This is a genomic window from Xenorhabdus sp. XBWT (assembly GCF_059072735.1).
On the sequence record NZ_CM180990.1, the window covers coordinates 2249208 to 2272406 of the forward strand.

The window sequence follows — 23199 nt, forward strand, 5'->3', positions numbered from 1 at the left end:
CTTTTTTCAGGCAACTGTTTTTATCAGGTCAAACTCACTGCTCAAAATCAACTGGATATAAGAATAAACAGGAATCAATTCGTAGCAGCATGATTCGCTTTTGCCATCTCTTCATTACGCAATTCTTTACGAAGAATTTTACCTACGTTGGACTTTGGCAGCTCATCGCGGAATTCAATGAGTTTCGGCACCTTGTACCCTGTCAGGTAACGACGGCAATATGCCTTCAGTTCATCCTCGGTTAAACCGGAATCTTTACGAACTACAAATACTTTAACAGCCTCTCCTGAGTTTTTACTCGGAACACCCACCACGGCTGATTCTAATACTTTAGGGTGAGAAGAAACAACGTCCTCGACTTCATTTGGATAGACATTAAAACCAGAAATCAGAATCATATCTTTTTTTCGGTCAACAATGTGTAAAAATCCGTTTTCATCTATATTGGCAATATCCCCAGTCGCCAACCAGCCGTCTTTCAGAATTTCGGCAGTGGCGTCAGGACGGTTCCAATAACCTTTCATCACCTGTGGCCCACGCACCCACATTTCACCTGCTTCTCCTTGTGGAGCTTCATTACCATCGTTCCCTACCAGTTTTATTTCTGTCGAAGCAACAGGGAAACCGATATTGCCACTGTAATGAACTAAATTATGAGGATTGGCTGAAACTAAAGGAGCACATTCTGTCAGACCATAGCCTTCCAGCAAGTGGCATCCTGTCAGATTCTCCCATTTTTCGGCTACCACTCTTTGCACGGCCATGCCGCCGCCAACAGATAAACGCAATGAGGAGAAGTCCACTTTCTGGAATTCAGGGTTATTCAACCAAGCATTGAACAGAGTGTTGACACCCGATAGTGCAGTGAAACGGTAACGCGAAAGTTCCTTGATTGTTCCGTTTACATCCCGAGGATTGGTAATCAGCAGATTTTGCCCACCCAGTTCAATGAACAGTAGGCAATTTATTGTCAAAGCAAAGATATGGTACAGCGGTAATGCTGTTACCACTAACTCTTCACCTGGTTTCATCAGCGGAGAGTAATTGCCTTTGGCCTGTTCAAGGTTCGCCAGCATATTACGGTGAGTCAGCATTGCACCTTTAGCCACACCGGTGGTTCCACCCGTATATTGAAGGAACGCCAAATCCTCACTTTTTACATCTGGTTTGACATACTGCATACGGTAGCCCTTATGCATAGCACTACGGAATGCAATAGCATCCGGCAGGTGGTATTTAGGGACGAGCCGTTTGATATATTTGACAACGAAATCGACAAGAGTTCCTTTCGGACGAGAAAGTTGGTCTCCCATACGCGTCAAAATAACATGCTTGATTTGTGTGTTAAAAACAATCTTTTCTAAGGTATGAGCAAAGTTAGAAACGATAACAATGGCGGATGTTCCACTATCATTCAGCTGGTGCTCCAATTCACGTGGAGTATAGAGCGGGTTGACATTAACAACTATCATTCCAGCTCTCAGAATACCGAACAACGCTACAGGATACTGCAATAAATTTGGCATCATCAATGCCACGCGATCCCCTTTTTGCAGCCCCAGTCCATTCTGTAGATAGGCAGCAAAGGCACGGCTACGCTCTTCCAATTTACGGAAAGTCATCACCTCGCCCATATTAATAAACGCGACTTGATCAGCATAATGCGCCACAGCATTTTCAAACATTTCAATCAACGACGAATAACGGTCGGGATCGATTTCTGCCGGAACATCTGCCGGATAATGTTTTAGCCAGACTTTTTCCAAGTTGAATACTCCTGAAATCTAATTGCGGTGTAACTACTGACCATAAAACAAACCAGAACTATACATTTAACAAATTATTAACTCAGCGTACCAGTTTGAAAAGCAACAATGTTCAGGTTGGCGATACACATCACTAATTTAATATAATTAATTATGGTAAAAAATAAGGCAGCTTCAGCCGCCTTTGTTTTTTACTTTACTTATCAATAAGTTACTTCATTAATTAATTTTATATTTATAATTAGTTGATTATACACCAATTTACTAATTTTTGACTTAAAGTTCTTTCTATTATTCCAAATAGTTATATAAATAATGCTTCAATAAAAGATAATTATTAAGAATAAAGTTTAAGATAAAATCTCATGTACAAAAAGTAGCCCTATAATCAATTGGGCTACTTAGATTTTAGTTGTCTGTATCAATGTGATGCCGGAAGGATTTATTCAGTTAAAATGGTTGCAACTGACCTAGGTTCAAATGATGAAACGCACGGCGCACCGAGATCACAGTAATATTCCAATCCCACTCTTTGAGATTCATGCCAGCTCTTCAATCCCGAGGCGTTGATTACAACATAATTGTACGGGCTATTACCTACTTTTCCCTTTTCAATACTAGTAATCAAACCTACAACAGTTACATAATGATCTTTAAAGTCGCTGGGTTCTAAAAAATAATTCACATAGGCATAAATTCGCCCCAAAGAAGCTGTCCCTAAACGTGGGGCTGCGTTACCTGCCAGTGGTAAAGTAGAAATCTCCAACCGAGTCTGGTCTTTTTCATTTAATATACTGAGAACCTTCCCACCAAAACGCCCTTCATGCCCAATATATAATTCAGGGGCATTCTTGACAGAAGATAGCTTTTCCACCAGTGTTTTAGTTGTTCCTTTGATGACATCAGGCACTGATACACAACCGACAAGTATCATTGTTCCCAATAATACTGCCGTTTTTATAATGCTTCGATAGTATGTTCCATTGAGCATAACCCCTCCAACTCAGGAAAAGTCGAATCGACTCATTGTAACCCAACTATCTATACCAATGGATAACACACCCAGCAACAAGTTACATAAATTTAATTTTTTTGGAAACGCAACATCCTTAGCGACCCGGTAATTTTTTCCATGTTACTTCATTACGCAGATAAACAGGCTCAGCATGTTCAACCACCGTTGTTTCTCCTGCTTCCCACATTTGAAGCGCCAGTGGCAACATATCTTCCGCATGGGGCAAGGTAATGTCACTGGTTATCAGTGTCAAATGACTATCCAATAATTGAGGATAAGCATCCCACCCTGTTCCTGCAATCACCCATTCGCCTGACAAGGAACGCATAATTTCTTGCGCCTGCTCAGGTTTTAAAACCGCCTCCGTCTCATCACCTTGCCACTCTCCTTGTAAATTACGACTATATTGTCCCCAATAGACTTCACCCATGCGTGCATCAATAGCAACCAAAACATTTGTTGACCCTTTCAAGCGAAATGCACCTTGTGCCATCGTTTTTAAGGAAGAAACACCGAGCATGGGTAATTCGGCTCCCAATGCCAAGCCTTGAGCAATGCCAACCCCAATCCGTACACCAGTAAAACTGCCCGGTCCACGGCCAAATGCTAATGCATCCAATTGTTGCAGACTGACATTACCTTCCAACAATACTTCTTGAACCATCGGTAAAATACGTTGAGTATGCTCTCGTGGGGATATTTCAAACTGTGCCTCAACAAGGCCATCATTCAAAAGTGCAACAGAACAAGCTTCAGTTGCGGTATCAATAGCTAAAATACGCGTGGACATGCCTTAACTCCGGCAAGAATAGAATTCGAAATAAGGGGCTATACTACCACAGCCCCAACAATTTTACTTTGACTATGATGGGCGTGATTTAAGAAACGTAACCGCTTTTGATAGATCACGGGTACGAGGTGCTGGCGGTAAACTGTTCAGAAATACTTCACCATATGGACGCATCACTAATCGATTATCACAAATGACAACCACACCATAATCATCAATATCACGAATAAGACGCCCGACACCCTGTTTCAAACTAATCACCGCATCAGGCAGTTGCACTTCATTAAAAGCATCGCCACCCTTAAGCTGACAATCTTCAATACGTGCCTTAAGCAAAGGATCATCCGGAGCTGTAAATGGCAGTTTATCAATAATTACACAGGATAACGCATCACCCCGAACATCTACCCCTTCCCAGAAACTTCCTGTAGCCACCAGCAATGCATTACCCGCAGAAATAAATTGTGACAGCAATTGCCCCTTGCTGGTTTCCCCTTGTACTAATACCGGCAATGTCATGCTGGCACGGAATTCTTCAGCCAGACTACGCATCATTTGGTGGGAAGTACAAAGGAAAAAACAACGCCCCTTATTGCTTTCGATTAATGGTTTCAACATGCGGGCTAGCCATTTTGCGCCACCATTCTGATTTGGCGATGGCAAATGACGAGGGACACACAATAGCATCTGCCGCTCATAATCAAAGGGACTGGGCAAAAGCAATGTCTGGGCTTGTTTCAGCCCTAAACGCTCCGTGAAATGGTCAAGCTGTTCATTGACCGATAAAGTTGCCGAAGTAAAAACCCAACAACCTGATTTATCACGGATCATCTCACTGAATTTATCGGAGACAGACAGTGGTGTCAGAGCCAACAAAAAATGCCGACCATAACTTTCGAACCAATAACTGTAATTGGGTATCGTGACATCAATGAGACGTTTAAGGCGGTTGCGATAAATCGTTGCTCTTTCAAAAGCCGCATCCAGCATGGCTGAACGCCCCAAAGAGAGTTTCATTACGTCATAGCAAAGTTCCAGAGCATCATCCAAACGCACTAATGCCCTCTGAACCTGCTGCCGCTGTAAAACTTCGCGCAAATTACCCCGATAACTAGTTCCGCCCAATGATAAACGGAAATCCTGTATGCTTTGACTGAGACGATCAGCACTTTTTTGCAACTGAGCCTGATCCCGGATTTCAGTACGGTAAGCCATGACAATATCCCGCGATAAATCCATCAATTGCCGACTACTTAACTGCTGCCCAAAATATTGACTGGCGATATCAGGAATTTGGTGAGCTTCATCAAAGATCACCACATCCGCCTCCGGGATTAATTCCCCGAATCCGGTATCTTTAACTACCATATCCGCCATAAATAAATGATGGTTAACGATCACCACATCCGATTCCATCGCCTTACGACGGGCTTTCAGAACAAAACATTCCTGATAACGAGGACAATCACTGCCAAGACAATTATCATTAGTACTCGTGACCAACGGCCAGACTGTGCTGTCTTCTGCCACTTGGTGACACGTACTGATATCTCCCTCTTCCGTTTGGGCCGACCAATGTCTTAGTTTGATCACTTCCGCCAATATTTCAGTTTCCAACTGAGAATGACCAATTGACTGTTGTTCTAAACGCTCAAGGCACAAATAATTTGATCGCCCTTTTAACAATGCAAGATTACCGGTAAAGTTCAGAGCATCAACAATAGTCGGGAGATCACGATTATAGAGTTGATCCTGCAACGCTTTGGAACCTGTCGAAATAATCACCTTTTTACCAGAACGCAAAGCTGGTACAAGATAGGCAAATGTTTTTCCAGTTCCTGTTCCCGCTTCCACGACCAATTGCTGCTGTTTTTTAATAGCAGCCGTAATAGCTGAAGACATTTCCCGCTGGGCATCACGTGGTTTAAAACCCGATATGGCCTTGGCAAGTACACCATTTTTCGCAAAATCGTCTGACACAAACCGTCTCTTTAATAAAATGATTTTGATAATAAAATGTTTAATATAAACAAATATATAAAAAACAAAAACATGAAAAAAAGCATAGTATGTACACACATGTACAAATAGAAAAAGCACTCAATACGGCGCATAACAATTAATTTTACACTATTTAGATAGGAAAAATTGAGGTTAGCTACAAAGTAAGAAAAAGAAGCTATTTTCACTACAGAGCAGAACCCTGCCCTTTAACATATGAGATTATCCCATGTGTACCTATGCAGAGTTCCGGCTTCCTCCAAAATGGCGGATTCATCAGCTAAATTTTCAGCCAATTAGAACTAAGCAAAAAGTTTAGCTGAATGCGTTGCCTCCGTTTGAAACGGAAACGTGAGTTAAAAGGTGAGAAATCTCACCTTTTTGTATAGGGTGAAAAGATTACCAGATTCACTGAACGAGGAATTCTACACTGATATCCATATACGATGAACTTCCGTAAACGTTAGTCTGATTGCAGTCAGCATTTCCACAAGTAGCGCTCTTAACTATATTCGGACACCCTTTAATCACCGTATACCAACCTACCTCACTGAAATCGTATCCACGCTCAAACCTCAAAGCACAACTCATAGAGCCACTAGAAACCGACCACTCAACCCATTTAGGTCTAAGCGTACAAGCACTAAATACATTATCATTGTCTTGTAAATGGGTACTTTGGTGGTTGCCGGGAGCAATATTTATCTGATCTGCACCACTATCATACATACAGTCGGTGCTTTGTTTGACTATCACGAGATCATTGACAGAAAAAGAGTCATTTTTAAATTCCATATTATAGTCAGCAGAAAGAACCTGTTTTTTTTCTGCATTAACCATTTTTTCATCTGCCAAAACTGGGGATATCAACAAACAATATAAAGCTGCACAAAATAATATATTGACAATCTTCATGTCGTGCTCCTTCTGATGAAATGCCTAAAAAATATTTCGTCAATATTTTTTGACTCGTGATTACTTCACCGTTAATGGAGTGCTGAGATAATAATTGCTATATCATATAGGTAATTTAACCTATCCGATTTAGTATAAATAAACGCCTCTGATAAGCGTCACTCAAAAACCAGCAGGTAAGTGAGGCGATTTAATATGTTCTCATTACCTCACTTTGCTATTAGAAAAGAAGCGATATCAGTGAGTAGAGATTAGTGAAAGCAATGTATTAAAAGACGGGAAATCCCGCCTTTAGGTAAGTTGTTGATTCATTGCAAAAGATTAATCATTCCAGTTTAGGTTAGGGGAGTTGATAATTTGAAAAAAACAACTAACTCTTCTTCACTTAATGTTCTTTCACCTTTGGTGGTGATTTTTTAATAAAATGTGGCAGAATTATGCCAACACTGAGTTGTAATAACCACCCAATTCAGAAAAAAACTGTATGAATTAACAGGAGATTTAATGACTATTAAACGCATTGATCCAGATACCCGCTGGTCAGAAGCGGTCGTTCACAATGACACTATTTATTATACTAGTGTGCCAGAAAAGCTGGACTGTGATATCACAGAACAAACAACCGATACACTGGCGGCCATTGATACCCTGTTACATCGTCTTGGTTCAAACAAGAGCAAAATCTTGGATGTTACGATTTTTCTGGCCGATAAAGCCGATTTTACAGGTATGAACGCAGCCTGGGATGCTTGGGTTGTTGCAGGAAGTGCCCCAGTTCGCTGCACTGTTCAAGCTGAGCTGATGAATCCTAAATATAAGGTAGAAATCAAAATCATCGCCGCTTTATAAGCTGAACCCGAACTTACCAAAAAGAGCATGGCATTGAACACATTATCAACTCGTCCAATGCCATTTTATAAATGAATTTATCAAATAAACTTTAAGGAATGGGGCATGAAAAATTAAGCCATTTTAATCATTATCATGCCAATCAATAACAGTACAATTCCCCACCATCCCTTAAAATTCAGACGCTGATTAAACATAATCCAACCTGCTGCGATTGTAGCAATAATGCCGAATGCACCCCATAAGGCATAAGCAATGGAAAGTTCAATTCCTTTAACGGCCTGAGCCAACGCACTAAATGCGCCTAAAACAGCAGACAGTGATAAAATACCTATCCAAAGACGCTGAAACCCATTGGATAATTTCAATAAAATATTCGCAACAATTTCAAGAAAAACAGCTAAAACCAAAAACGCAGCATGCCACCATTCAAATTGAGTTAACATGTTATGCTTCCTTGATTTTTTTATTCAGAACATTCTCCGGGGCTTTTTTCGCACCTATTTTAATCAAAGCAATTCCTGATATCAGCAGTGTCAACCCTCCAATTTTCATTAATGACAACGATTCATTGAACCACAGTACACTAAAAGTCGTGATAAACAGGATACCGATACCTTCCCATAAGGCGTAAGCCACTCCTAATGCCACTTTTTTTACGGCAATCGCCAACAAAATATAAGAAGTTGTGATCATGGTGTACATCACGATCATACCTGTAAAATCACCCGAAATACTGGCGTGTTTCATTGACAAAGTACCAATCACTTCTGTCACAATCGCCAGAGCAAGAAATATCCAATAAATCATTTTTTTCTCCTGAACATACTAATAGGTATGCCAAGACATCAAGCTGTATATGCCAACAGAATCAGACGCAAACTCAAATACGCGATATCAGAATCAAACTGACGTTTTAGCAAAATATTTTGACAAACAAGAATTTTATCGGTGAAGAACCGATGAACAGGAGAAGGCCCTAAAGGGCACCGCACCAGTAGTGCTCACTGGATAAGATAGCGGAAAGAAAAAGAACGTGGGTGCAACGTTGAATTTTATTACTATGTTGAATGTTGACGCTTTTGGCGCTATTCATGATGTTTTATTCTTTCATCACACGATTACTACTGTGTGATATACTACGAACCCTCATATAAGTAGACTTAATAACTGGAATACTTTTACCATAACCAAAAATAAAAAGCAACGAGATAACGCTGAACTTTCACTTCGCTATTTCTATGATAAGGGATCACCGGAAACGGCTTTTGTTTTTCAATAATATTCTTCAAACGCTGACTATCATATCGTTTATCAGCAATCCCAAAATCTGATTTGGAAGGCAGATCGCGCCACGGAATTCACATTCTCATGCGATAAAGAATTTCATTAGCAACACTAATCTACCATTAAGGAATACGGCCGACTTTATCCCCATACTTGTCTAAATAACTTTTGGGGCAATATGCAATTAGTGGCGTTTAAGACAACCTTATCCCCTTTAGGAAAATAATGACCACTCCGATTATTCCACATAGTCAATCGACCATCGTCGAAAAATAGCTCTCCTGCCAACAATACAGGGTATTTTGCATAGTCAATATCTTTATCACCTAGCTGAGAAATATTTTTATTCTTGCCATACAATCGAATCCTGCCTTTTATTAATGACGTATGACCTATAGCAGGAATCCGATTAGGATCATAAAGACCACATATAACTGTCAGAGGCATATCGGTGTAAATAACGTATAGATAATGACCATCTGGGACATGTAGCGTTATTGGTTCTATACTTTTCATAAAATAATGAGCGTCACCATCTCCTTGTAATTGGCAGTGCGTGCGCTCAAGGATATAGATTTCATCCAATTGAGCATGGGGTTGCTGCATAGCAAGTCTGCGCCCTTTACCTACAGGATCACGTTTAGTATTAAATGCGTCCAAGCAATTATAATTAATTATTTCCCCTCTATCTGCGTACGTTTTATGGAGGTTTGTCAGCGCGTTTTCTGGTGCATATTCGCAATGACGGTGTATCCGATCTGATACCCATTGATCCCTAGCGCACACTTCCTCATCATGCTCTTCAATGCATCCTTCATCACGCCTCAATGACTGTGGAAATAAGCGTGACTGTTGACCTTGGCGAAATTTTCTACTTATAAAATTACCCATCTTATCTACCTATTTGTTCTTAGAAATGCAGCTAATTAATAATTAATTAAAACTATTTTTTCCGTGACTAATATCAAAAATATTTGAAAATAAACTCAGTTTGGGAAAGTTAGAAATATTCAACAACATGATATTATTTGAATAAACATTAGAAAACGGTACTGGGATGGATGAGTACCGCTAACAAAGCTGCTGTTTGAAAAAACAAAGGGGATGACCGGACATAAGTCCGGCTTGAGTATTTTTATGTACAAATTTAATACAACCAAAGAGTATGCAGGTTACTCAAATTCATTCCATGAGCGTCCATCACGGGTAATCAAGGCAATGGAAGCAACCGGTCCCCACGTCCCTGCCTGATAAGGTTTAGGAGGTTCATTATCCGCCGCCCATGCTTCCATGATAGAATCTACCCATTTCCATGCTTCTTCCACCTCATCACGGCGGACAAACAACGCCTGAATACCACGCATAGCTTCCAGCAACAATCTCTCGTAAGCATCCGCAAGGTGCGTTTGATTAAATGTCTCGGAGAAACTCAGATCCAATTTGGTAGTCTGTAAACGATGTTTATGTTCCAGCCCCGGTGCTTTATTCAGCACTTCAATGTCGATACCTTCATCTGGTTGTAAGCGAATCGTCAACTTATTCTGCGGTAATTGTTGGTAAGATTCAGCGAATAAATTCAGCGAAGGCTCTTTGAAATAGACGACAACTTCGGAACATTTAGCAGGTAAACGTTTACCTGTTCTCAGATAGAAAGGCACGCCAGACCAGCGCCAATCATCAATATCAACACGGATCGATACAAAGGATTCCGTTTTACTGGCTTTATTCGCGCCCTCTTCTTCCAAATAACCGGGAACTTTCGTGCCATGCACAAAACCTGCGGTGTATTGCCCACGAACAGTTTTTTCCCTGATATTAGTATGATCAATCCGACGCAATGAGCGTAGCACTTTCACCTTTTCATCACGAATACGATCAGCACTCAGGTCAGCCGGTGGAGACATGGCGATCATAGTCAATATTTGCAGAAGATGGTTCTGGATCATATCGCGCATTTGCCCAGCCTGATCGAAGTAACCCCAGCGCCCTTCAATGCCGACTTCTTCAGCAACAGTAATTTGCACATGATCGATTGTGTGGTGATCCCAGTTATTGACAAACAGTGAGTTAGCAAAACGCAGTGCCAATAGGTTCAATACCGTTTCTTTACCTAAGTAATGGTCAATACGGTAGATTTGTTTCTCATTGAAATATTTTGCTACTTCATCATTGATAGATCGGGAAGAGATAAGATCTGTTCCCAGTGGTTTTTCCATCACAACACGATTGGGTTCTTTATTCAGCCCCGCAGCTCCCAATCCATGACATACTGCACCAAACGTATTGGGTGGCATAGCAAAATAGTGAATGGTAGGCAAATTATCCTTATTAAGTATCTTCGCCAATTGGGTGAAATGTTCCGTTTCATTAACGTCCAGATTACAAAATTCCAGACGTGAGTTCAATTTCTTCCACAATTCTGGGTCCAATTTCTCGGACATAAATGTAGTTAACGCTTCTTCAACAACTTTGATATAGGCTTTCTTATCCCAGTCAGCTCGGCCGACGCCGATAATCCGAGTATCAGAATGGATATAACCCGCTTTTTCCAATTGGTAAAGGGAAGGCATTAATTTCCGGCGTGCTAAGTCTCCTTTCGCCCCAAAAATTACCAAATCACAAGCCTGAGCTGTAGACGTCACCGCCATGTTGCATCTCCTCATCCTCAATTACGGGATATTGTAATTTTTTTACAGAAACTGCGTGTAATGTACTCTTTTGGTTATAAGCAGTAAACAATGATTGTTTATATATGCCTTATCCCAGCTTTTTGTACACTGTTTTGACATTCATGCTAGTTTTGTATTTATACTGGGTACGGGTTAGGGTCTGTACCAGATAATGTTCATTGATTGAAAGTTTACAACGTTTAAGAAGTAATCTTACCAAGTTGAAAGTTAGACACTTGTCATATTTTGATGAAAAATATCAAGTTACCCGGTTTTTACCACTGCCAGCCTTCAATAACAAGTAGTATATTTTCATGAAAATGATATAGATTTCTCCTGTTAATGAAATCGTTAAAACCGAGGTTAAACCACGTCTTATGAACACATTGGAACGGCTCCAAAATAGTCTTGATGTTTTGAGTAAGTCAGAAAAAAAGGTTGCGCAGGTCATCCTTGCCTCACCCCAGACAGCTATCCATTCAAGCATCGCTACTCTGGCCAGAATGGCGAATGTGAGTGAACCTACGGTTAATCGTTTTTGTCGTCGTCTGGACACCAAAGGATTTCCCGATTTCAAATTGCATCTGGCACAAAGCCTTGCCAATGGTACTCCCTATGTAAATCGTAATGTGGAAGAAAGTGACAGCGTCACATCTTATACCAATAAAATTTTTGAATCAGTCATGGCAAATCTTGAAACAGTTAAAACTAATCTGGATATCGCGGCAATTAACCGGGCAGTTGATCTGCTGACCCAAGCTAGAAAGCTCTCTTTTTTTGGCTTGGGAGCATCGGCGGCGGTAGCTCATGATGCGATGAACAAATTCTTTCGCTTCAATATTCCGGTAACCTATTTTGACGATATAGTGATGCAACGAATGAGTTGCATTAACAGTACCGAAGGAGATGTTGTTGTGCTGATATCCCATACAGGACGAACGAAAAATCTCGTGGAAATCGCCAAACTGGCCCGTGAAAATGATGCGACAGTGATAGCCATTACTTCAACAGGTTCCCCATTGGCCCAGGAAGCTACCCTCTCTATCCTTCTGGATGTCCCTGAAGATACCGATATCTATATGCCGATGGTCTCCAGAATTGCGCAACTTACCATCATTGATGTGCTGGCTACCGGTTTTACACTGCGACGAGGCTCAAAATTCAGGGATAACTTGAAGAGGGTCAAAGAAGCATTGCGTAATTCGCGGTTTGATAAGCATCAATAAATCATAAAATAGACTGTGTTTTTGTTCACTATTTATCAATTCTCCAGACTGATAGCATAGTAAGGTTTCCCGCATCTGCATCTTTTACAGTGCGGGGTTGATAATCAAGAAATTAAATGGTTATCCTACGATAATCGGAAACTCATATACCCAATGGATTTCGAATTGTAGTTCGAAAAACGAGGGATACTTCACAGGTCAACGGAGTAATACATGTCCAGACGGCTCAGAAGAACGAAAATCGTCACTACACTTGGTCCAGCAACAGATCGTGATAGCAATTTAGAAAAAGTTATCAGTGCGGGAGCCAATGTCGTCCGCCTCAATTTTTCTCATGGTACAGCAGAAGATCATATCCAACGTGCTAATAAAGTACGTGAAATAGCTGCCCGCTTAGGCTGCCACGTTGCCATCTTAGGTGATCTTCAAGGACCCAAAATACGCGTATCCACTTTTAAGGAAGGAAAAATTTTCCTCAACGTTGGGGATAAATTCCTGCTGGATGCCAATCTGGGTAAAGGAGAAGGAGACAAAGAAAAAGTCGGAATCGACTATAAAGGTCTTCCGTCTGATGTTACGACCAGTGATATCCTGCTATTGGATGACGGACGGGTTCAATTGAAAGTGCTGGATGTTCAAGGCATGAAAGTCTTCACAGAAGTCACTGTAGGAGGCCCTCTTTCCAATAATAAAGGTATCAATAAACTAGGTGGCGGGTTATCAGCCGAAGCGCTGACTGAAAAAGATAAGGAAGATATCATCACTGCGGCCAAAATTAATGTTGATTACCTAGCCGTTTCTTTCCCCCGTTCAGGTGAAGATCTGAATTATGCCCGCCGACTCGCGCGTGATGCAGGTTGTGAAACCCAAATCGTCGCAAAAGTGGAACGTGCTGAAGCCGTCAGCAGTGATGCGATTATTGATGAAATCATTCTGGCATCTGATGTTGTTATGGTTGCCCGCGGTGATTTGGGTGTCGAGATTGGTGATCCTGAGCTGGTTGGTGTACAGAAAAAACTGATTCGCCGTGCCCGTCAACTGAATCGTGTCGTAATTACCGCCACGCAAATGATGGAGTCCATGATCACTAACCCAATGCCAACCCGTGCTGAAGTCATGGATGTTGCCAATGCAGTATTGGATGGTACTGATGCCGTTATGCTCTCTGCCGAAACGGCAGCGGGTCAATATCCAGCAGAAACGGTTGCCGCCATGGCACAAGTCTGTTTGGGTGCTGAAAAAATGCCAAGTATTAATGTTTCCAAACATCGCCTGGATATGACATTCGAAAGCATTGAAGAAGCTATCGCGATGTCAACCATGTATGCGGCTAACCACCTGAAAGGTGTCAAAGCCATTATTGCCATGACTGAATCTGGTCGAACAGCCCGCATGATGTCTCGCATTAGTTCAGGTTTGCCAATCTTCTCTATGTCACGTCATGAATCTACCTTAAACCGCACTGCCCTTTACCGCGGTGTCACTCCGGTTTATTGTAGCTGGCATACTGATGGCATCGCTGCGGCAAACGAAGCGGTAAACCGCCTGCGCGATAAAGGTTATCTTTCTTCAGGTGACCTAATCCTGGTAACGCAGGGTGATCAGATGGGAACTATTGGTAGTACTAATACCTGTCGTGTACTTGAAGTAGAATAATCATTCATAAAATATATATAGGGTCGTATTATCACGATCCTATTATTTCCACAATAAGCACATCATATATTTTGTGTTTTTTATTTTTCAATATATTGTTGCCTATCCTCATTACCGTAATATAAAAACTAACCACCTCATTAAATTACTCTATTTCACTATGCCCTATAAATTTTATATTACAGCTTGCAAGATTAAAGTCACTTATTATTCCCGTACTGTGAGAGATAATAAATATTGAGGCATGAGAAGTACATGTCTGACTTTTAGTGACATAACTTATGAAAAATAAAATATTGACAAAAAAACAATAATATATTATTAATTAAGTGTTGATATCAACATCTTCCATGTAAAATAAAAAACTTACAAATGTATTAAAATATATAAAACCTCTCTAAATTAAGAATGGAGATAATTATGATTAATGCACTAAATGAAACAAATACAAATCAGGAAGCTTTAAATTCTCTATCTGCATCATTCAAAGAAACAGAATTATCCATCAGTCTGGAATCATTAGATAGCCTGAAAAACAACCCAACAATTCCAGAAATCAGCGCCTGGAACTGGAGCAAAAGTTTTCAGGACATTTAATTAAAAAAACAGGGTAGCCAACAATGGTTACCCTACATATTTTCACTATGTGAATTTATTAAAAATAATAATTACTTATATTTATAATAGTACAATAACAAGAATTATTAACAGATAAAACTTATAGAATCAACTAATTAAACTAATTTGAAAGAAAAGCATAAAAATTGTCATTATCAAAATAATGTGCTATACAATATCTATACTTTAATCATTTTTATCATACAGAAATCATCTAATAAAAATGCCAAGATAAAAAGGAATAGTAGAAATAAATGAATGTAAACAATAAATCAAATATAATAAAACATGCCAACATGGCTTTATTGATACTTTCAACATCCGTTATAATGTTAGCAATTTATTTGTTTTCTATTACTTTATATTCCGATTCTCATATTGATAACAATCAATATAATAGTGATTTTTATCGGGTAGAAACAACTTTTAACTTACCCAATGGAGAACGAGTTAGATCTGCACAATCCCCTTTACCGCTGATTAATGAACTCCAAAAAGAAGCTCTAGTTAATCAAATAGAGTATTTTTTCAAAATTAATATAACACTAGAAAAAGATGACAGAAAATTTCCTAAAGTATCAATAATAGCTGCCAGCAATGGATTTTTAAACACGCTATCTCCTTTTAAAGAAAAAGAAATCTCTTTAAAGAGAAATGAAATTCTTATCACGAAAGAATTTAATGACCAGTATCTTCACCTGCGATCCCCCAAAGGAAAGTCAATTGTGTTAAATAACCAAACTTATGTCATTAAAGATCTATTGGAAAAACGCAAGGATAGTAGCCTCAATATAAATGCTATTATTTTATTCGAACCAAATCTGATCAAAAGTTACAACATTGAACAGTCTAATTGGTATGATACTCATGCCTATTTATTCATTAAATTATCGAATAAAGTACAAAAAGAAACCCAAGATAATCTACTAAAAAATATCATCGTAACTAGCGCTCCTAACCTACCAGGGGCTCCATTCACTGCAAGTGAATTTATCCATCTTTCTCTAAAAAAAATGAAAGACATTCACTACCAAGATGGCTTACCAGATGAAATATCCATTGGATTATCAAAAGGGGTTATCTACAGTTCATATGCTGCGTTTGCATTTATACTATTTTCTGCAATTACCAATTACTATAATTCAATGTCATCTAGCTCAACAGAACTAAAAGAAATTTACCAATTAAAGAAAGCATTAGGTGCATCAACACTCAATATTATTTACGATTCATTGTCAAAAATTCTGGCCGGAACCATCTTATCAATTATCTTATTTTTGTTATTAATCCTATTTACAACTAATACCTCATCATATATTAGAGAACTATTTAATGCCCTAGAAAGAACAACATTAATATATATAGCAATAATTTCCATATTTGTTGCCATAATAATAGCTTCATTAATACACCTCTCATTTTTACTGCGTTTTTATTTTTATCAAAAAAATAGAAAAACCGATATGAGATACGAAACTGTATTTTTTTTCTGGTTCAAGAAAATATCAATATCCACTCAATTATTTGTTGCTGGTATATCCATTTATCTTGTTACAGGTTTAATCAACCAATATATCCAACTAACGAATTTTTACGTGCCTTATGATAATACCAATACATTATCAGTAGATATAAACAATGATAATAATAAAAGTTTAACTATAGATATATTAAAAAATGAGCTTATTAATAGTGCAAGTATAACATCAGCTACATTCAGTAGTTGGCGTCCATTCGATATGTCAAGAGAAAACATTAATATTTATTACTCAGGGCAAAAAAATAATGATAGTTACACTTCTTCAAATGTTATTATAGCAGATGAAAACTTCACTGATGTTTGGAAAATGAAAGTTATTGCGGGTAAAAATAATCACTTATTTCAAAGCAATGATGAAAATACTGTCAATGCTATAGTGACAAAAGCGTTTTTGACGCAAAATAATATAGTTAAATTTGACGAAATATTAAACAATTACTATTGGTATATGTCGGAACATAATAAAATTCGAATCAGATTCATTCAAATTATAGAGAATTTCAACTTAGGCTCTATTGATGAAAATTTTAAACCAATAATAATTTTTATAAAAGAAGGAAATAACAGATACTTCTCATTTAATTTTAATAATATAAATAACATTCCAATAATATTGGATAAACTATCAACATATGGATTTAGTAAAAATGAAGTCGATCTTACCAGCCAATTATTTGACTTTTATTATGATAATTATTGGAAAATAATTAAACTCACCTCTACAGCCGCTATACTTTCTATTATTCTATTGATGATATCTTGCTTTACGACAAGTATGACTGATTTCAATAACATGAAAAAAGAATTAAGCATCATGGAATCTATTGGTGGTTCAATTTACACCAATTTAGTCTATTTTTTATCAAAAAGTATTTTTCCCATGATAGCCTCAACTTTTATGGCATACTTATCAGGAAAATTCATATTCAATTACTTCGCTAAAGAATATGGAGAAATTTATACAAACAGCTTTATATATAGTGGTTTGGCCTTATCAGCAACTATGATATTCACTATTGGATTGACAATTGTCATATATTTTTTAAGCTATAGAAAACTGTCTTCTACTAAATTCTTGTGAGAGTGATAATGGATATCAAAATTGAGAGAAAAAGCACACATAGAAAAGAGAAATTATTATCCCTTATCTTCTTTATACTTTTCATTTTATTTGTTTTATTTATTATCTATTATGCTTTTTCAACACCTGAATTATCTGTAAAAAAAGATGAATTGACTCAATTTAAAGTCATTATAAAGAAAAATGAAGACATACTTAAAACAAGAGCTGTTGTAGTTCCCGATAATAGTGTCTCAATTTCAACAGAAATAGGCGGAATTGTTACAGAAATATTTAAAAAACCATCGCAAAACATATTAAAAAATGAAAAAATAGTAAAATTATCAAATTTCGACTTTACTTTGAAAAATTCAGCCATGTTAGTAGACGTTACAGACAAATTGAATAATTTGATAAATATAAAAATAAATCTACAATCTGACTATAGAGATATAAATAATAAATTTTTAGAAACAAAAAAAGAGTTAAAAATCTCCGAAGATAAGCTAAAAAGATACAGTAACATAACAAACAAAAATTATGTTCCCAAAGAAATATTGCATGAGTTAAATCTTACAGTAGAATATTGGAATGAAATGTATCATTTTTATAGTAAATTAAAGTTTGAAAAAGATAAATACATAAATCAGCAATTAAAGGAAATAGATGATACTGTCAAAAAACAGAAAAAACTTTCTGAAATAATTGAAAGCGGGTTTGAACAACTCTCAATAAAATCGACAATATCTGGAAATATTAGCTCACTAAACTTGATCTTAGGCCAGCGGCTCAAGCCAGGAGAACAAATAGCTGTTATTGATGATTTATCAAGTTTCTATTTCGAAGCTGAAATAAATGAATATTACTTAAACAAGATCATAGATAGTTCTTCCGCAAACTTAACATATAACAATAAGATTGTTCCATTATTGGTGAAACTGATTTCATCTGAAGTAAACAATGGCACATTTAAGGTCAGATTTATATTAAAAGAATTAAGAGACATCGATTTTAAGCGAGGTCAGTCTGTTGATATCTCTGTGAAACTAGCTGAAGACAAAAAAGTATTTTCTGTTCCATCTTCTATGGTCTTTTTCCTTGATAGCCAACACTATCTCTTTGTTTTAAATAAAGATAAAAATATTGCTGAACGTACTCCTATCTCTATTAGCTCAGATGATGGAGTCCACACAGATATTAAAAGTGGCATTTCTGAAAATCAGACCATAGTCAGTTTTAGTAAGAAAAACGTCGTTAACAATAGTACAGTAAGGATTGAATGATATGATTAACATGGTCAATGTTTGCAAATCATATAAAACAAAGTTTATTCAAACAAATGTTCTGAGTGACATAAACATTAATATAGATAAAGGAGAATTTGTTTCTATAATGGGGACGTCAGGTTCAGGAAAATCAACTTTACTGAATGTAATTGGAATGTTTGAAACCTTTGACAACGGAAAGTTAACAATAAACAACAGAAATATTTCAGGATTGAAATATTCACATAAAATTTCATTAAGACGTGAACTTATTGGTTATATTTTTCAGTCATTTAATCTACTACCTAATCTTACTGTATTCGAAAATATAGAACTACCACTGAAGTATAGAGGTTACTCTAAGTCACAAAGAAAGGATAAGGTTATTAATACAATAAATAAATTTGGTTTAAAAAACAGAGAAAATCATAAGCCCATACAACTATCTGGAGGTCAACAACAACGAGTTGCTATTGCCAGAGCAATGATATCCAGTCCAGCTATTTTATTAGCTGATGAACCAACAGGTAATTTAGATAGTGTAAATGGAGAAAAAATTTTATCTTCACTTAAAGAATTAAATAACAATGGTACAACAATTGTCATGGTCACTCATTCTTTGGAATCTGCTAAATTTTCTGACAGAATTTTAACCATGAAGGATGGTCATTTAATAACTTAGTCACTAACCATTAAAGAGAAATTATATATGGATACAATAATTCCTATAAAATTCTTGGATCTTTCTCAACCTCCTAACTCTGGTATTAATCCCAAAATAAATTATAAGCAATTGGCTGCCAGAATTATTGGTGAAATACCTGATCAAAAAATGTTAAATAGAGAAGAACTTGAGCTATACAATAAAGAGAAGAACATATATTTTGGTGCAGAAAAAATTAGCGCCAATAAACTTGTTGTTGTCATTAAAGCAACTAGACTTTGTAATTTAAGATGTACTTACTGCCATTCTTGGGCAGAAGGTAAAGGAAATACTTTAACTTTTTTTAATCTAATGAGATCTCTCCACCGATTTCTATCTATTCCAAATATAAAACGATTCGAATTTGTTTGGCATGGTGGTGAAGTCACTTTACTGAATGTGAATTACTTCAAAAAGTTAATATGGTTGCAAGAGCAATTTAAAAGACCAGATCAGGTTATTACTAATACGATACAGACCAATGCAGTAAACATTCCTGATGATTGGCTATTATTTCTAAAAGGCATTGGGATGGGTGTTGGCATCAGTATTGATGGTATCCCAGAAATACATGACAGCAGAAGATTAGACTATAGGGGAAGACCAACATCCCATAAGGTAGCAGCAGGTATGAAAAAATTACGCCATTATGGAATACCGTATGGCGCATTGATTGTTGTCGATCGCGATGTTTATCAATCAAATATAGAAAAAATGCTCTCTTATTTTTATGAAATAGATTTAACTGATATTGAATTTTTAAATATCGTTCCAGATAACAGGCTAAAATCTGGAGATGATCCGGGAGGAAGCTACATTACTTACCATGATTATATCAATTTTCTTTCTAATGTTTTTCACATTTGGTGGAATGGCTACCGGGATAAAATTAATATCCGTCTATTTGATGGTTTTATTAATAGTATTAAATATTCTCAAAAGAAAATTTCAGATTGTTATTGGGCGGGTAACTGCTCACAAGAAATCATTACCCTTGAACCAAACGGAACTATATCTGCATGCGACAAATACGTTGGTGCAGCAGGAAATAATTATGGTTCAATCATAGATAACGATTTAGCTTACCTCTTGAAAAAATCTGATACAAATAAAAACCATCTTGTAGAAGAAAAAAAATCATATGAAAAAATGCATAGATGCAAATGGTTTTTCATATGCAATGGTGGATGTCCCCATGATCGAGTCATAAACAGAAAACATAACCCATATTATAATGATTCATGTTGCGGAACAGGCAATTTATTGGAAATAATAAAACAAACAATAAGTTAATATATTTATTAAAAATGTTACTGTAAATATTTAATAGCTTATCCCCCTAATAAAAGAATAATTATCAATTAGGGGGAAGGTTTAATCAGTCGATAAAAATAAATTTCTACACATTCTTTATTTCAACAAACCTTAAGTTAAAGATCTTCTCTCTTATAGGGTTCAATATCCCCTTCTTTCCGCGTCTTAAGCAGTTTTAATATCCATGTATATTGTTCAGGATTAGGTCTAACCATCTCTTCTAGCTCATGATTCATACGACGAGCAATATACGCATCATCCTGCCCTGCAATATCATCCATTGGTGGCCGGATATAAATATCCAGTTGATGGGTTTGGCTGTTATAAACAGGAAATAATGGAATAACAGCTGCGCGGCAAACTTTCATTAAACGCCCGACCGCAGGTAATGTCGCTTTGTAAGTGGAGAAAAAATCAACAAATTCGCTGTGTTCTTCACCATGATCCTGATCGGGCAAATAATAACCCAAAAATCCCTCACGTACCGATGCAATAAAAGGCTTAATACCTGCTTCACGGGAATGCAAACGGCCACCAAAGTGTGTGCGCACTTTATTCCATAAGTAATCAGCTACAGGATTGCTCTGATGGTTGAACATGCCTGATATTTTGTAACCACGTGCCGCCAAAAGCATAGCTGGAATATCAATCGCCCACCCATGAGGAACCATGAGAATGATATTTTTTCCTTGTGCTTTTAAATCATCAAGAATTTCATCACCATGCCACTGAGTTCGCTTTAACGTCGATTTAGTACCTTTTAGGCAAAGTTCTGCCAACATAACAAATGACTGAGGAGCGCAAGCAAACATTTGGTCAATTACGTCTTCCCGCTGCTGGTCTGTTAATTCAGGAAAGCAATAAATTAGATTTATTTTTGCCCTACGGCGGGCACTTTTTGCTTTTCTGCCAGCCCAAACACCTATCTTCGCCAGTAATGGATCACGCCATTTTACTGGAATATAAGCTAACCCCGCCAATATTCCCACACCAGCCCAAAGCCCCCAATGGCGAGGATGCAAATAAGAGCAATGAAATTTAGGGATATACCCCAATTTACTATCTGTATCTTTCTCTTTGTTCATGAGCTAACTCTGATGATTCCAATGCTCGTTTTCGAGACTCAAACTTCTAACAAAAAATAACACAAAAGCGGATGATACCAATCATCCGCTTTTGTGTCTGTCAATTATCCGGCATTAATTCATTCAATCGAGTAATAATTGAGGCTTAATATCCTTAACCATTGCAATATATTCAGCTCGCTCTTTACCACTTAATCCACCAGAACGTGGTAATTTTGCCGTAAGTGGGTTAACAGGTTGCTGATTATCCCAAAATTCAAAATGCAAATGTGGACCCGTTGAACGACCTGTATTACCTGATAAAGCAATGCGTTCACCGCGCTTCACTTTCTGGCCCGGTTTTACCAATAATTTTCTTAAGTGCATGTATCGGGTGGTGTATTGACGCCCATGGCGAATGGCGATGAAATTACCTGCTGCTCCATCAAATTTAGCGACAACCACTTCCCCATCACCGACTGCCAGAACCGGAGTTCCTATAGGCATGGCAAAATCAACCCCTCGGTGTGAAGTGATCCGCCCTGTCACTGGGTTTAAACGACGCGGATTAAAACTGGATGATACTCTGAATTGTTTCGTTGTAGGGAAACGCAAGAAGCCGCGTTCTAAACCGGAAGCATGACTATCATAAAAACGGCCGTCATCAGCCCGGAAAGCATAATAATCACTTCCGCCACTTTGCAGGAGAACGCCCAATAATTGGCTCTGCTCACTCTTCCCATCAAGCATTTCACGGGACATCAGGACAGAAAAACGATCGCCTTTACGTAATTTACGAAAGTCTATCTGCCATTGCAGAGCCTTAGTAACCTCACGGGCTTCGCTTCCGCTTAATCCAGCAATGAGGGCACTACCATTAAAACTGCCGTCAACAGTGCCTCGGATAACACTATTTTTCCACTCGCCTTTCTGAAACTCTTTTGTTTCGCTAAACGTATCCCCTTCACGGGTATAATCTCGTGTTTCTCGACGTGATATATTCCACGTCAGCGTTTTTAAATTACCGTTTTCATCAATGGACCAAGATAGCGATTGACCAATTCCTAAATTACGCAGCGCTCTATATTGATTTGCTAACAAAGCCACATCTGAAGAATCAATCCCAAATTGAGTCAAAATGGAACTTAAAGTATCACCATTGGAAACAACATATTGATGAGGGACATTTGCCGTTGCATCTGAACTGCCCTCTTCATCATTAATTCCTTCATCAGGCAGTTGTTCATTGATATCGCCGACCTCATCATCGCTCGCATCAGAGATATGATTAGGCGTACTGAGAATAATACTACCTGGCCGTTCTTCTCGCTCATGATAAACAACCGGCCGCCACACTGCGACCGCCAAAGTGACTAACGTCAAAGACCCAAGCATGATCTTGTGTGGTTTAGGTAGATTGTTGTATACCAAAGCGATAGTTTTAACTATCTGCTGCACTAA

At 37.8% G+C, this 23199-nt stretch carries 19 protein-coding genes; 8 read left to right on the forward strand and 11 right to left on the reverse strand.

What is annotated here, in order from left to right; genetic code table 11:
- Positions 1–74: 74 nt before the first annotated feature.
- From fadD to AC5JQI_RS10045, 5 genes are all read right to left on the reverse strand, one after another.
- Positions 75–1766: a long-chain-fatty-acid--CoA ligase FadD gene (fadD, locus tag AC5JQI_RS10025; RefSeq protein WP_493912041.1), complete on the reverse strand. Its 1692-nt coding sequence runs from the start codon at positions 1764–1766 to the stop codon at positions 75–77.
- Positions 1767–2208: 442 nt separating this feature from the next.
- On the reverse strand, positions 2209–2757 hold the full coding sequence (locus tag AC5JQI_RS10030; RefSeq protein WP_493912042.1) for a Slp family lipoprotein: 549 nt from the start codon (positions 2755–2757) through the stop codon (positions 2209–2211).
- 118 nt (positions 2758–2875) lie between these two features.
- On the reverse strand, positions 2876–3571 hold the full coding sequence (tsaB, locus tag AC5JQI_RS10035) for a tRNA (adenosine(37)-N6)-threonylcarbamoyltransferase complex dimerization subunit type 1 TsaB (RefSeq protein ID WP_493912043.1): 696 nt from the start codon (positions 3569–3571) through the stop codon (positions 2876–2878).
- Positions 3572–3643: 72 nt separating this feature from the next.
- A complete protein-coding gene (gene yoaA, locus AC5JQI_RS10040) occupies positions 3644–5551 on the reverse strand; it encodes a DNA repair helicase YoaA (protein WP_493912044.1) in 1908 nt (635 codons plus the stop codon).
- A gap of 429 nt (positions 5552–5980) precedes the next feature.
- Positions 5981–6487, reverse strand: a complete 507-nt coding sequence (locus tag AC5JQI_RS10045) for a hypothetical protein (protein WP_493912045.1) — start codon at positions 6485–6487, stop codon at positions 5981–5983.
- Between the two features lie 504 nt (positions 6488–6991).
- Here AC5JQI_RS10045 and AC5JQI_RS10050 point away from each other — a divergent pair.
- Complete coding sequence (locus AC5JQI_RS10050) at positions 6992–7336, forward strand: RidA family protein (protein WP_237386399.1); 345 nt, start codon at positions 6992–6994, stop codon at positions 7334–7336.
- Between the two features lie 113 nt (positions 7337–7449).
- Here the strand turns inward: AC5JQI_RS10050 and mdtI are convergent, their stop codons facing one another.
- The 4 genes from mdtI to zwf form a co-directional block, all read right to left on the reverse strand.
- Entirely contained in the window at positions 7450–7782 is a 333-nt protein-coding gene (gene mdtI, locus AC5JQI_RS10055) for a multidrug/spermidine efflux SMR transporter subunit MdtI (protein WP_493912046.1), read from the reverse strand.
- A 1-nt stretch (position 7783) separates the two neighbouring features.
- On the reverse strand, positions 7784–8146 hold the full coding sequence (gene mdtJ / locus AC5JQI_RS10060) for a multidrug/spermidine efflux SMR transporter subunit MdtJ (protein WP_493912047.1): 363 nt from the start codon (positions 8144–8146) through the stop codon (positions 7784–7786).
- 618 nt (positions 8147–8764) lie between these two features.
- Positions 8765–9514 carry a hypothetical protein gene (locus tag AC5JQI_RS10065; protein WP_493912048.1) on the reverse strand — a complete coding sequence of 250 codons (750 nt, stop codon included), beginning with the start codon at positions 9512–9514 and terminating at the stop codon, positions 8765–8767.
- A gap of 281 nt (positions 9515–9795) precedes the next feature.
- Positions 9796–11271, reverse strand: a complete 1476-nt coding sequence (gene zwf, locus AC5JQI_RS10070) for a glucose-6-phosphate dehydrogenase (protein WP_493912049.1) — start codon at positions 11269–11271, stop codon at positions 9796–9798.
- A 398-nt stretch (positions 11272–11669) separates the two neighbouring features.
- On the opposite strand from zwf, the gene AC5JQI_RS10075 reads away from it, so the two are divergent.
- From AC5JQI_RS10075 to darE, 7 genes are all read left to right on the forward strand, one after another.
- On the forward strand, positions 11670–12518 hold the full coding sequence (locus AC5JQI_RS10075) for a MurR/RpiR family transcriptional regulator (protein ID WP_493912050.1): 849 nt from the start codon (positions 11670–11672) through the stop codon (positions 12516–12518).
- A gap of 213 nt (positions 12519–12731) precedes the next feature.
- Positions 12732–14174 (forward strand): pyruvate kinase, encoded by a 1443-nt coding sequence (gene pyk / locus AC5JQI_RS10080; RefSeq protein WP_493912051.1) that lies wholly within the window; start codon positions 12732–12734, stop codon positions 14172–14174.
- A 420-nt stretch (positions 14175–14594) separates the two neighbouring features.
- On the forward strand, positions 14595–14771 hold the full coding sequence (gene darA, locus AC5JQI_RS10085; protein WP_493912052.1) for a darobactin family peptide antibiotic: 177 nt from the start codon (positions 14595–14597) through the stop codon (positions 14769–14771).
- Between the two features lie 275 nt (positions 14772–15046).
- Positions 15047–17413 carry a darobactin export ABC transporter permease subunit gene (gene darB / locus AC5JQI_RS10090; protein ID WP_493912053.1) on the forward strand — a complete coding sequence of 789 codons (2367 nt, stop codon included), beginning with the start codon at positions 15047–15049 and terminating at the stop codon, positions 17411–17413.
- An 8-nt stretch (positions 17414–17421) separates the two neighbouring features.
- On the forward strand, positions 17422–18675 hold the full coding sequence (locus AC5JQI_RS10095; RefSeq protein ID WP_493912054.1) for a hypothetical protein: 1254 nt from the start codon (positions 17422–17424) through the stop codon (positions 18673–18675).
- Between the two features lies 1 nt (position 18676).
- Positions 18677–19339, forward strand: a complete 663-nt coding sequence (locus AC5JQI_RS10100; protein ID WP_493912055.1) for an ATP-binding cassette domain-containing protein — start codon at positions 18677–18679, stop codon at positions 19337–19339.
- 27 nt (positions 19340–19366) lie between these two features.
- A complete protein-coding gene (gene darE, locus AC5JQI_RS10105; protein ID WP_493912056.1) occupies positions 19367–20653 on the forward strand; it encodes a darobactin maturation radical SAM/SPASM protein DarE in 1287 nt (428 codons plus the stop codon).
- A 137-nt stretch (positions 20654–20790) separates the two neighbouring features.
- Here the strand turns inward: darE and lpxM are convergent, their stop codons facing one another.
- Positions 20791–21759 carry a lauroyl-Kdo(2)-lipid IV(A) myristoyltransferase gene (gene lpxM, locus AC5JQI_RS10110; RefSeq protein WP_237386406.1) on the reverse strand — a complete coding sequence of 323 codons (969 nt, stop codon included), beginning with the start codon at positions 21757–21759 and terminating at the stop codon, positions 20791–20793.
- A gap of 123 nt (positions 21760–21882) precedes the next feature.
- Complete coding sequence (mepM, locus tag AC5JQI_RS10115; RefSeq protein ID WP_493912057.1) at positions 21883–23196, reverse strand: murein DD-endopeptidase MepM; 1314 nt, start codon at positions 23194–23196, stop codon at positions 21883–21885.
- Positions 23197–23199 lie beyond the last annotated feature (3 nt).

What these genes read in the sequence shown, in the direction of transcription:
- mdtI (WP_493912046.1), bottom strand. Translation starts at nt 7,782, where the DNA reads ATGTTAACTCAATTTGAATGGTGGCATGCTGCGTTTTTGGTTTTAGCT.
- AC5JQI_RS10050 (WP_237386399.1), top strand. Translation starts at nt 6,992, where the DNA reads ATGACTATTAAACGCATTGATCCAGATACCCGCTGGTCAGAAGCGGTC.
- AC5JQI_RS10075 (WP_493912050.1), top strand. Translation starts at nt 11,670, where the DNA reads ATGAACACATTGGAACGGCTCCAAAATAGTCTTGATGTTTTGAGTAAG.
- AC5JQI_RS10100 (WP_493912055.1), top strand. Translation starts at nt 18,677, where the DNA reads ATGATTAACATGGTCAATGTTTGCAAATCATATAAAACAAAGTTTATT.
- zwf (WP_493912049.1), bottom strand. Translation starts at nt 11,271, where the DNA reads ATGGCGGTGACGTCTACAGCTCAGGCTTGTGATTTGGTAATTTTTGGG.
- AC5JQI_RS10065 (WP_493912048.1), bottom strand. Translation starts at nt 9,514, where the DNA reads ATGGGTAATTTTATAAGTAGAAAATTTCGCCAAGGTCAACAGTCACGC.
- pyk (WP_493912051.1), top strand. Translation starts at nt 12,732, where the DNA reads ATGTCCAGACGGCTCAGAAGAACGAAAATCGTCACTACACTTGGTCCA.
- mdtJ (WP_493912047.1), bottom strand. Translation starts at nt 8,146, where the DNA reads ATGATTTATTGGATATTTCTTGCTCTGGCGATTGTGACAGAAGTGATT.
- AC5JQI_RS10030 (WP_493912042.1), bottom strand. Translation starts at nt 2,757, where the DNA reads ATGCTCAATGGAACATACTATCGAAGCATTATAAAAACGGCAGTATTA.
- darB (WP_493912053.1), top strand. Translation starts at nt 15,047, where the DNA reads ATGAATGTAAACAATAAATCAAATATAATAAAACATGCCAACATGGCT.
- darE (WP_493912056.1), top strand. Translation starts at nt 19,367, where the DNA reads ATGGATACAATAATTCCTATAAAATTCTTGGATCTTTCTCAACCTCCT.
- AC5JQI_RS10095 (WP_493912054.1), top strand. Translation starts at nt 17,422, where the DNA reads ATGGATATCAAAATTGAGAGAAAAAGCACACATAGAAAAGAGAAATTA.
- lpxM (WP_237386406.1), bottom strand. Translation starts at nt 21,759, where the DNA reads ATGAACAAAGAGAAAGATACAGATAGTAAATTGGGGTATATCCCTAAA.
- darA (WP_493912052.1), top strand. Translation starts at nt 14,595, where the DNA reads ATGATTAATGCACTAAATGAAACAAATACAAATCAGGAAGCTTTAAAT.
- tsaB (WP_493912043.1), bottom strand. Translation starts at nt 3,571, where the DNA reads ATGTCCACGCGTATTTTAGCTATTGATACCGCAACTGAAGCTTGTTCT.
- AC5JQI_RS10045 (WP_493912045.1), bottom strand. Translation starts at nt 6,487, where the DNA reads ATGAAGATTGTCAATATATTATTTTGTGCAGCTTTATATTGTTTGTTG.